Raw genomic sequence first — 10,000 nt, forward strand, 5'->3', positions numbered from 1 at the left:
TGGTGCTGCGGGCATCTAATGGAAAGAAGTGCATACCATCATGGTGCGCGCCCACTTGCTGTTCCATATCAGAACCGCTATTGCTGCCATCAGCCAAATAAGCCGGATAGCTGCCTGACAGAGGAGTTCCCATAGGTAAAAAAGCTCGTGCCGTATAACCTGCTGGCACTGTAATAGTGTCCAGACGGTTGGCAGCGATTGCAGTAAAGCCCATTAATACTGGGGCTGGATCTGGTTTTACTCCTACTGGCCCTGTCACAGGTGCTGCAGTGTCGCTATCGCAACCCACTAAGGTAGTGCCCATAATAGTTGCTATAGCGGCACCCAAAGAACCTTTCAGGAAACTGCGGCGTGACGCCAGTATGGATTGAAAATCCTGGTTATCAGAAAAGTTGGTTTGTGGATCAATACCTGAGTTGTCGATCTCGAAATTTTTGTTCTGCATTTTGACTCCGATGTCGGTTTAATTAAAAAATCTGCCCGCGACATTAGAGCTGTTGCCTGTTTCAGTATGGTTACTTTTTATTGATAAAATAAAGACAGCTATTCGACATTTTTATGACAACCCCGCTGAGGAGGAGCGAACAGCAAGGGCAAAGTTGTGCCGATTTTTTTGTAGATATATTCCGGAGACTTTATTCCAGTTGCTTGAGGTAGGCTGGGACTATTTTAGCGGCCTGGCCATAATAGCCCTCGGCAAAATCCCCTCGGGTTGCTTCCATATTCAGCTCCACTGTATGAGCGCCGGACTCTGCTGCTATTTGCACAAAACCAGCGGCAGGGTAGACCTGACCTGATGTACCTATGGAGATAAATAAATCAGCCTGCATCAGCGCATCCACGCAGTCATCCATCTGATAAGGCATTTCGCCAAACCAGACGATATCAGGCCGCAATGCTTGTGCTGTTTTGCAGCAATGGCACAGATCTGCTGTTGTTAAGTCTTTTAACCAACTTTGGCTTTTTCCCGTGACTGGGCATTTTACTTTTTGTAACTGGCCATGCATCGCAATCACAGACTCTGAGCCTGCTCTTTGGTGCAGGTTATCTACATTTTGTGTGATCAATAAAAAGCGGCCACCTTTAGCTTTATGCTGATGCTCAAAGCGAGCCAGGGCCAGATGAGCGTTGTTAGGTTTTAATTTCGGGTCCAGCAGTTGAGCACGGCGCTGATTATAAAACTGGTGCACTAACAAAGGATCACGTTGATACCCTTCAGGGGTGGCCACATCTTCTATCTGATGATTTTCCCAAAGGCCATTATGATCTCTGAAGGTTTTGATACCGGATTCAGCGGATACGCCAGCCCCTGTCAGCACTACAATATTGTTAAATCGCATAAATCAGAGCCTTTATTGCTTTTGCTACCAAAGCCTTGTGTTGAGATACCAGATCATCTTATGTCTCAGATCCTATGGTCAATAGCCAGTCATAGGCAGGAAAATCTGTACGGATTTTAAAGCCCCTCTGTCCTTAGATACTGCTACTAGTTTTTGATATAACAGGCGACGATGCCTATCAGCATAGTCCTTGAAACTGAATACTGAGGAGTATAAAGCAATAGCTTTCACCTAACTTGTTTCAATTTTATCATATTGATTGTCTGTTTATTTTTACTCTGCTATTTTCTTGCCTATCAGCACTGATGCTGTCCTATAGTTAAATCGTTAAAGGCCATTTGGCTTGATGTTTTAAAACATCTGGTGTTGTAAATTCAAGAGCAAGCAGGAGTTGTATGCCAAGCCCGTCGTTAGCCTCGTTAAGTGATTATATTGATCAGTTACTTGAAGCTATTTGTGTGGTAGACGCCAATGGATGTTTTTTGTACCTGAGTTCAGGCTGCGAACGTATCTTCGGTTATACCAGTGAAGAAATGATAGGCCGGCCTATGATCGAACTGGTGCACCCTGATGATAAAGATCGTACCTTGGTGGCAGCCAGCGAAATTATGGCTGGGGATCACAAAATAGACTTTGAGAACCGTTACGTCCGTAAAGATGGACAAATAGCCCATATTCAGTGGTCGGCGCGTTGGTCGGAAGATCAAAAGGTTCGGGTTGCAGTAGCCCGTGATATTACTAAACATAAACAGTTGTTACAGCAGCTCCAACACATAGCCTTTTATGATCCCTTAACTCAACTGCCAAACCGGGCTTTGTTTGAGGACAGGCTACAACAATCTTTGGCCAGAGCCAGACGTGAACAAAGCATGTTGGCTTTGTGCTTTGTCGATCTGGATAAATTTAAACAGGTGAACGACTGTCACGGTCATGCTGCCGGTGATCTGTATTTGCAGACTGTGGCTGAGCGTTTGCTTTATTCAATGCGTGAGACAGACACTGTTGCCCGTTTAGGGGGAGATGAGTTTGTGATTATTATGGATGCTGTGTCTGAGCAGTCTGCGGTGTTAAATAGTCTGCAACATCTTTTAGTTAAACTGCAACAACCCTTTTTACTGCAACAGCACCAACTGCAATTGTCTGCCAGTGTTGGTGTAGCTTTGTTCCCAGATCATGGTCTGGATCAGGCAAGCTTATTGGCGGCAGCCGACCGGGCTATGTACAGAGCAAAATATGCAGGTGGAAATCAGTTGTGTTTTGCAACAGATCTGAGTCATTTAAGCGAAAAAAATTACGGTTAGTTTGTTGGGGCTTACTGTTAAACTGCTGTTTTTATTCCAATTGAGTCTGTTTTTTTATGTCCTTACCTCGTCGTCTTCATCGTTTGTCTGGTTGGTGTCTGATCCTGCCGTTTTTTGTCTGGGCCAGCACTGGACTAGTGTTTTTTTTTAAACCCGGCTATCAGGCCGCTTATTCATTTTTGACGGTAAAAACGTACCCTGTCAGCCAAAGTATTCAGCTGTTGCCCAGACCGCAATGGCAGGAGATTAAACTGCTCCAAACTGTGTTGGGTTTACATCTGTTGGTAAAACACACTACAGGCTGGCAGCAACTACAGCCAACAGATTTGACGCTGCGTCCCGCGCCTGAAGACGCTCAAGTGCAGTTGTTAATCCTGGACGCAATTAAAAGCGACCCGGAACGTTATGGCCAGCATGTGCAGAAAACAGAACAAGGTTTTGTTACGGACACAGGGGTAACTATCCAATTGGACTGGGACAGTTTAACTTTGTCGCAGCAAGGGAGAGACACTCATTTGATTAACAATTTATACAAAGCGCACTACCTGCAGTGGACTGGCCAAAAAACGCTGGATCAGATTCTGGGAGTGCTTGGGCTAGTGTTATTGATGTTCAGCACTGCACTGGGTTTTCGACTGCTACTCAGTCGTCGCTAAACCGCTAACGCTGGCTTTTCTGACAGGAGATTAGAAAAAAGTTCCTTCTTAATGAAAATTATTTGCAAACAAGAATGATTCTCGATAGCATGCGCAGCAGGATCAGCGCCGATGCCGAAAAACTTATTGTTAACACTCTATTTTCATAGAAGGATTTTATTCGATGGCTTTTATCACCGCTAAAAAACATCAGCAGGTGGCCCGTTTTAATACCACTTTGTTAGCATCGGCTTTTGCATTGGCCTTGCCTGCAACTGTAGCCGCCGAACAACAGGCAGATGCTGCGGCAAAAAATGACACTCAACTGGATGCTGTAGTTGTGACCGCTGATGCACTGGAAGCAAAATATAAAGCTGAAAAAGCCAGTTCAACCAAGCTGACTCAGCCTTTAGTCAATACGCCACAGACCCTGGTAGTGGTGAAAAAAGAGTTGTTCCAGCAACAGGCCGCTACCACTTTATCCGATACCTTACGCAATACTCCGGGCATCACCATGCTGATGGGCGAAAATGGCAATACAGCCACAGGCGATTCCATTTTTATGCGTGGTTTTGATACCCAGGGCAGCATCTTTGTTGATGGTATCCGTGATTTAGGCACCATCAGCCGCGATACCTTTAACACTGAACAGGTTGAAATCGCTAAAGGCCCGGCTGGTGCAGATAATGGCCGTGGTTCCTCTTCTGGTTATATCAACTTATCCAGTAAACAAGCCTCACAGGAAGAATTCACCAGTGGCAATTTAACTTTAGGCTCAGGCTCGCACAAAAGAGCGACAGTTGATTTAAACCGTCAGCTTTCTGATCACTCAGCTATCCGGGTGAACCTGTTAAAGCAAGATTCAGGAGTAGTGGACCGTGATGAGGTGGAAGATGATAAAACAGGTATTGCCAGCTCTTTAGCTTTAGGTCTTGGGACTGCTACCAGAACCTACTTAAATTTCTTTCACGTTGAGCAAAAAAACCTGCCGGATGGTGGTATTCCAACAGTTGGCTTAGAGGGCTACTACAATGCCGCCTTTGATGCCGACCCAAGCAGCACTTTCCCAAATGGTGGCCCGAATGCCGGAAAAACGTTGGCTCCAGTGGATACCGGCAATTTCTATGGCTCCAAAAATGACTTTGACGATGTAAAAGCCACTATGGTGACGGCCAAAATTGAGCATGACCTCAATGATAAAACCACTATCCGCAACACCTCACGTTTTGGTCAATCCAGTCAGGATTATTTACTGACAGGTGTCAATGCCATTACCACCACAACAGGTACTGGTGCCGCAGCAGTAGCAATCGCTGACCCGGCCAACTGGACTATTTCCCGCAGCCGTCAGGGCAAAGATCAACAAAACCAGATCTTAACCAACCAAACCCAGTTAAATACTTCTGTTGAAGTGGCAGGCCTGACCCACGACATCAGCTCAGGTATTGAGTTTATATACGAAAGTCAGCGCAACAAAACCCTGGCCTTACCTACCGGTACGACCCAGGTTGCAGCAAATTTATATAACCCGAGCACAGAAGATATTTTTGTAAACCCTTTACACACAGGTGCCAGTACAGATGGCAGCACTTTAACTTCGGGTGTCTACTTACTTGACACTATTCATTTAAATGAGCAATGGCAGCTCAATGCCAGTGGCCGTTTTGAACACTACAAAACTGAAACTGACATTGTGACTATTCAGGGCGCTGCAACACCGCAAAATATTCCTGTGGGAACTAAGCTCGGGTCCGCAGTAGAAGCTTCTGACAATCTGGTTAGTTATAAACTGGGTGCTTTATATAAACCAGCCGCTAATGGCAGTGTGTATTTATCTTATGCCACCAGCCAGTTACCACCGGGAGGTGCTAACTTCACCTTAAGTGAAACTGCAAACAATATTAATAACCCAAACCTTGACCCGCAAAAAGGCACTAACCTGGAGTTAGGCACCAAGTGGGATTTGCTTAATGACAAACTAGCGCTGACCGCTGCTGTGTTTAAAAGTACCAACAAAAATGAGATAGCCACAGACCCGGACGGCACTGCAGTGCAGGTAGGGGAGCGTGAAGTGCGTGGTGTCGAGTTAGGTCTGGTTGGTGCTATTACTTCAGCCTGGCAAGTCAGCGCTGGTGCGGCATACATGGACTCAGAAATCACCAGAGGAAATCGTTCAGGCACCAACCTGACGGATGGTGGTGTGATCCAATGGACTCCTGAAGTCACCTTTACCTTGTGGAATAGCTATGAGTTGCCAATGGGGCTGACGTTGGGGGGCGGCGTGCGTTATGTCGATACCGTATCCCGTTCCAGTAATACGGCGTTAAATATCGCCAAAACCTCAGTGGTAGAAGTGCCTGAATATTGGGTGGTGGATGCCATGGCTTCATACCCAGTGACTCCTTATGTTGATGTTCAGCTGAACGTCTATAACCTGCTGGATGAAGAGTATATGTCGGCTCTGAACAACGGTGGATCACGGTATTACCTGGGTACACCCCGTTCGTTCCGTTTAGGTGTGAATGTTCAATTCTAAGGTTCTGACTGGTACAAGGCCTCAGCGATGAGGCCTTTGATACAGGATTTTTTATGCTAATTCATATTCCGGACGTTTTAACTAAGGCTCAGGTGGCAGAGTTCAGGCAATTACTGGACGCTGCGGATTGGACTGACGGTCGGGCGACCGTGGGGCCACAAGGGGCTTTGGTCAAACAAAATAAGCAGCTTGCCGTTGAATCGCCTTTGGCTAAACAACTGGGTACAGTGATTTTGCAGGCGCTGTATCAGCATCCGCTTTTTATGGCCGCCGCTATTCCGCTGCGTACTGTGCCGCCATTATTTAACAGTTATCAGGGCGGCGAACATTATGGATTGCATGTTGATGGCGCTGTGCGCGGTTTACCAGGTTCAGGTTTAAGCTTAAGAACAGACTTATCCTCGACCTTGTTTTTATCTGAACCTGATGATTATCAGGGCGGTGAGTTGCAGATCATGGACACTTTTGGTTTACATGAAATAAAACTACCAGCTGGCGATTTAATTTTATACCCATCCAGCAGTTTGCATCAGGTATTGCCCGTGACCAGTGGTGAGCGGGTGTGCAGCTTTTTCTGGACTCAAAGTATGGTGCGTAACGATCAGCAGCGTTCTATGCTGTTTGAACTGGATCAGACCATACAACAGCTGCGCTCACAGCATGGGGATACTAAAGAAGTGCTGGCGCTGACCGGGCATTACCATAACTTAGTACGTTTATGGGCTGAGCTGTGAAACGATCTGCTTCGTTGTTTTTGCTGGTACTGATGGTGCATTTGAGTTTGATTGCTGCTGTGGTCAGCCAGACCAGTGAACCTCAAGCCAAAGCGGTCGAAAAAGCCATTGAAGGAGTTATCATTCCGGCTCCTGTAGCACCTCAGCCAGAAAAACCTAAACCTAAGCCAGTACAGCCAGAGCCTCTAAAAAAGCCAAAGCCCACACCACAGCCACAGAAAAAAGCTGAAGCCAAAAAAGCAGTGACTAAGCCAAAGCCAGCAAAGGTAACACCTGCTCCGCTGGCGGAAGCGTCCGCTAAAGCTGTCAGCGCGCCAGAACCTGTTGCTGATGCGGCAAAAACCAAAACCGCAGCCAAAGCTGCAGAGCCTGAAGCAGCAGCAACGCCACCTGTAGCTTCAGCCAATAAAGCCTTAAACAAAGCGCCTCTGTATCCAACCTTATCGCGACGGTTGAAAGAGCAAGGCACTGTATATCTGCAGGTGTTGGTGCTGAAAAACGGCAAGGTAGGGCAGTTAAAACTAAAACAAAGTTCGGGATTTGCCCGATTGGATCAATCAGCCATAAACGCTGTACGGGGCTGGACTTATCAACCAGCGTTAAAGTTGGGGCAGCCTGTAGATTTTTGGTTTGTTCAGCCAGTGGTATTTAATTTAAATTCAATTCATTAGTGAGTAAATCATGCAAGAAAATCCTTATGGTATTGCTGCACTCTGGGCTCAGGGTGACTTGGTTATCAAAGCAGTTGCTGTGATGCTACTGCTGATGTCTGTTGCCAGTTGGTCTGTCATTGTGATCCGGGCAGTCAGTCTATGGCGCTTAAAACGCATCAGCAGAGCCAGTAATGATTTCTGGCATGCGCATAGTTTTACTGAAGGTTTACGTATTTTAAGTTCGGCCGACTCAGCCACCGGGCCTATGAACCCTTTTCGTTATATGGCGGATGAAGGTCAGGCCGCTTTGGATCACCATCAAAGTCACCAGCAAGACTTGCACGGTAATTTACCTTTAACCGAATGGCTGACCTCCTGCTTGCGTGGTGCCATAGATGAAAGTGCTGAACAGATGCAAAAGGGCCTGGCTATTCTGGCATCCGTTGGATCTACCGCGCCTTTTGTCGGTTTATTTGGCACTGTCTGGGGTATTTATCATGCGCTGGTCGGCATTGGAGTGTCCGGTCAGGCCAGCATAGATAAAGTTGCAGGCCCTGTTGGCGAGGCGCTGATCATGACAGCTTTTGGTCTGGCCGTGGCTATTCCGGCTGTACTGGGCTACAACGCTTTGCAACGTGGCAACAAAGACGTGCTGAATAAAATGCACCGTTTTGCTCATCAGTTGCATGCCTATTTCCTGACGGGCGCAGCGCCAAAAAGCAGTAAAGTGATAGTGCCATTAAAGGAGGCAAAATAAATGGCTTTTGGTGGCGGTTTTGATCCAGACAATGAAGTGATGAGCGAAATCAATATGACACCGCTGGTTGATGTGATGCTGGTGCTACTGATTATTTTTATTATCACAGTGCCAGTGCTCACCCACAGCGTGAAAGTGGATTTACCTCGTGTCAGCAATGAAAAGCAGGAAATCAAACCTCAAACTATCACCTTAACAGTCAAGGCAGATGGTACTGTGTTTTGGGATGACGCACCTGTTGATGCAGCTACGCTTGAGCTGAAACTTGCCGAACAAGCACAAAAACAGCCACAGCCTGAAGTGCATATCCGCGGTGACAAAACTGCGCCTTATGAGCATGTGCTGAAAACTATGGCCGCGGTACAGCAGTCTGGGTTGTTAAAACTAGGGTTTATCAGCGAACCAGCGCACTGAAAGATCTGCGTCGCTGTTCGTTTTTTTGCATCAGCTTTATCAGTTAAATTAAATTGCACACAATTTAATTGTTAGGCATTATGTTTGCACTTTCAGTCGTTACTGGATCCCGAACCGCAGAGCGCAACAGAGGAACATCGTATGTCAAACCCAATTTTTGATTTAGCAGTGACCAACATTAAAGGCCAACAGGTTGAATTAAAAGACTATCAGGGCAAAGTGCTGCTGATAGTCAACACCGCCAGCAAATGCGGTTTTACACCTCAGTACAAAGGTTTAGAAGAACTGTACCAGAAGTATAAAGCTCAGGGCCTTGAGATTTTAGGTTTTCCCTGTAACCAGTTTGGTAAGCAGGAGCAGGGCAACGAAAGCGAAATCAACGAGTTTTGTGAACTGAATTATGGGGTGTCTTTCCCTATGTTCGCCAAGATTGACGTGAATGGCCCAGACGCTTCGCCTTTATTTAAAAACCTGAAACAACAAAAACCAGGTTTATTGGGCTCAGAATCCATTAAATGGAACTTCACTAAGTTTCTGATCGGCCGTGATGGTAAAGCGATTTTACGCGCAGCTCCACTGACTAAACCAGAAGATTTAGAGACCGAAATCCAGCAGGCTTTAGCGGCAAAATAAGTCTTTTTGATCAAATGGATATCGTAGGGGCGACCTTTATGGTCGCCCATCTTGTGTGAAAGTCCGTCTGGTTTTTACAGCAAGAACACATGTAAAAAATCGCCTGAAGACAGAGGTGTAATCAGGCGCAAAGTACACAAGGCTGGGATCGGTTGTATCAAGACCTGTCTCTTTGACAACCCGTTCATCGTACAGCGAGAACGAGACAAAGTGTGCGCCTATCCGGAATCTCTAGCCTTGATATAGAACAATAAAGCAATCGAATTGGCTGAGTGCTTTGTACCTTGTTCAATTGCAGCGCTGATAACTTCAGGGAATCAGCCTGTTTCCATGCACAGACTAATAATTGCTGTTTTCCCCCTTGCTTAACGCCTGAGTTTTTTGAACACTAGCGCGCTGTTTGGTATTTTATTTTTAGGTCATATGAAAACTCCGGCTGTTCACCATTCCGACCACCCTACCAAAGGGATTTTATGTATGCTGTTGGCTGTTGGCATGTTCTGCGCTATGGACGCCTGCATGAAACAGCTGACACAGCATTATGGCCCTATGCAAATTGCCAGTCTGCGGGCCATGTTCGCCTGGCCTTTGATTGTAGGTTGGTTAGTGAGTACCAACAGAGTGCAACACTTGCTGAATTCACGCTGGTCTTTGCACTTGTTGCGGGCCGTGCTTGGCATAGTGATGTTATCGGCTTTTGTTTACGCTATTCAAAGCTTATCGCTGGCTGACGCCTACGCTATTTTTTTTGCAGCCCCGCTGCTAATTACGGCGATGTCGGTCTGGTTGTTAGGGGAGCATGTGCAACTGCGGCAATGGATCGCCATTGGGGTTGGCATGTTGGCCGTGATTTTTATGCTAAAACCCGAAGGTGAGCAGTTACTGAGTTTAGGCGCTCTTGCGGCTTTGGTTTCGGCTCTTTGTTATGCAATCTCGGCTATTACTGTGCGTGTATTATCCCGTACCGACAATAGCGGCAATATGGTGTTTTGGCTGA

The 10,000-nt window shown here is 46.4% G+C and carries 11 protein-coding genes; 9 read left to right on the top strand and 2 right to left on the bottom strand.

The genetic code is table 11. The annotated features are described in order from the left end of the window. Both LDL40_RS00630 and cobB read right to left on the bottom strand, forming a co-directional pair. Positions 1–445: alkaline phosphatase PhoX (locus tag LDL40_RS00630; RefSeq protein WP_300992650.1), on the bottom strand; the 445-nt coding region annotated here is incomplete at its 3' end. 190 nt (positions 446–635) lie between these two features. Next, the gene (gene cobB / locus LDL40_RS00635) at positions 636–1,340 is read right to left on the bottom strand and encodes a Sir2 family NAD+-dependent deacetylase (RefSeq protein ID WP_300992652.1); all 705 of its coding nucleotides are present in this window, start codon (positions 1,338–1,340) and stop codon (positions 636–638) included. Positions 1,341–1,735: 395 nt separating this feature from the next. Between cobB and LDL40_RS00640 the strand changes: the two genes are divergently transcribed. The 9 genes from LDL40_RS00640 to LDL40_RS00680 form a co-directional block, all read left to right on the top strand. Continuing rightward, entirely contained in the window at positions 1,736–2,641 is a 906-nt protein-coding gene (locus tag LDL40_RS00640) for a GGDEF domain-containing protein (RefSeq protein WP_300992654.1), read from the top strand. A gap of 56 nt (positions 2,642–2,697) precedes the next feature. Next, positions 2,698–3,297, top strand: a complete 600-nt coding sequence (locus tag LDL40_RS00645) for a hypothetical protein (RefSeq protein WP_300992656.1) — start codon at positions 2,698–2,700, stop codon at positions 3,295–3,297. A 163-nt stretch (positions 3,298–3,460) separates the two neighbouring features. Then, a complete protein-coding gene (locus LDL40_RS00650; protein WP_300992658.1) occupies positions 3,461–5,812 on the top strand; it encodes a catecholate siderophore receptor Fiu in 2,352 nt (783 codons plus the stop codon). 53 nt (positions 5,813–5,865) lie between these two features. Continuing rightward, entirely contained in the window at positions 5,866–6,546 is a 681-nt protein-coding gene (locus LDL40_RS00655) for a Fe2+-dependent dioxygenase (RefSeq protein ID WP_300992660.1), read from the top strand. Further along, the gene (locus tag LDL40_RS00660; protein ID WP_300992663.1) at positions 6,543–7,217 is read left to right on the top strand and encodes an energy transducer TonB; all 675 of its coding nucleotides are present in this window, start codon (positions 6,543–6,545) and stop codon (positions 7,215–7,217) included. The genes LDL40_RS00655 and LDL40_RS00660 overlap by 4 nt, the downstream gene beginning before the upstream one ends. 10 nt (positions 7,218–7,227) lie before the next feature. Beyond that, complete coding sequence (locus LDL40_RS00665) at positions 7,228–7,956, top strand: MotA/TolQ/ExbB proton channel family protein (RefSeq protein WP_300992666.1); 729 nt, start codon at positions 7,228–7,230, stop codon at positions 7,954–7,956. Next, the gene (locus LDL40_RS00670; protein ID WP_300992668.1) at positions 7,957–8,370 is read left to right on the top strand and encodes a biopolymer transporter ExbD; all 414 of its coding nucleotides are present in this window, start codon (positions 7,957–7,959) and stop codon (positions 8,368–8,370) included. A gap of 141 nt (positions 8,371–8,511) precedes the next feature. Then, positions 8,512–9,003, top strand: coding sequence for a glutathione peroxidase (locus LDL40_RS00675; protein WP_300992670.1), 492 nt, complete (start codon positions 8,512–8,514; stop codon positions 9,001–9,003). A 477-nt stretch (positions 9,004–9,480) separates the two neighbouring features. Then, the coding region (locus tag LDL40_RS00680; protein WP_300992672.1) for a DMT family transporter at positions 9,481–10,000 on the top strand (520 nt) is incomplete at its 3' end.

This window comes from Rheinheimera sp., from assembly GCF_020217005.1.
GTDB lineage: Bacteria > Pseudomonadota > Gammaproteobacteria > Enterobacterales > Alteromonadaceae > Pararheinheimera.

What these genes read in the sequence shown, in the direction of transcription:
- cobB (WP_300992652.1), bottom strand. Translation starts at nt 1,340, where the DNA reads ATGCGATTTAACAATATTGTAGTGCTGACAGGGGCTGGCGTATCCGCT.
- LDL40_RS00640 (WP_300992654.1), top strand. Translation starts at nt 1,736, where the DNA reads ATGCCAAGCCCGTCGTTAGCCTCGTTAAGTGATTATATTGATCAGTTA.
- LDL40_RS00645 (WP_300992656.1), top strand. Translation starts at nt 2,698, where the DNA reads ATGTCCTTACCTCGTCGTCTTCATCGTTTGTCTGGTTGGTGTCTGATC.
- LDL40_RS00650 (WP_300992658.1), top strand. Translation starts at nt 3,461, where the DNA reads ATGGCTTTTATCACCGCTAAAAAACATCAGCAGGTGGCCCGTTTTAAT.
- LDL40_RS00655 (WP_300992660.1), top strand. Translation starts at nt 5,866, where the DNA reads ATGCTAATTCATATTCCGGACGTTTTAACTAAGGCTCAGGTGGCAGAG.
- LDL40_RS00665 (WP_300992666.1), top strand. Translation starts at nt 7,228, where the DNA reads ATGCAAGAAAATCCTTATGGTATTGCTGCACTCTGGGCTCAGGGTGAC.
- LDL40_RS00670 (WP_300992668.1), top strand. Translation starts at nt 7,957, where the DNA reads ATGGCTTTTGGTGGCGGTTTTGATCCAGACAATGAAGTGATGAGCGAA.
- LDL40_RS00675 (WP_300992670.1), top strand. Translation starts at nt 8,512, where the DNA reads ATGTCAAACCCAATTTTTGATTTAGCAGTGACCAACATTAAAGGCCAA.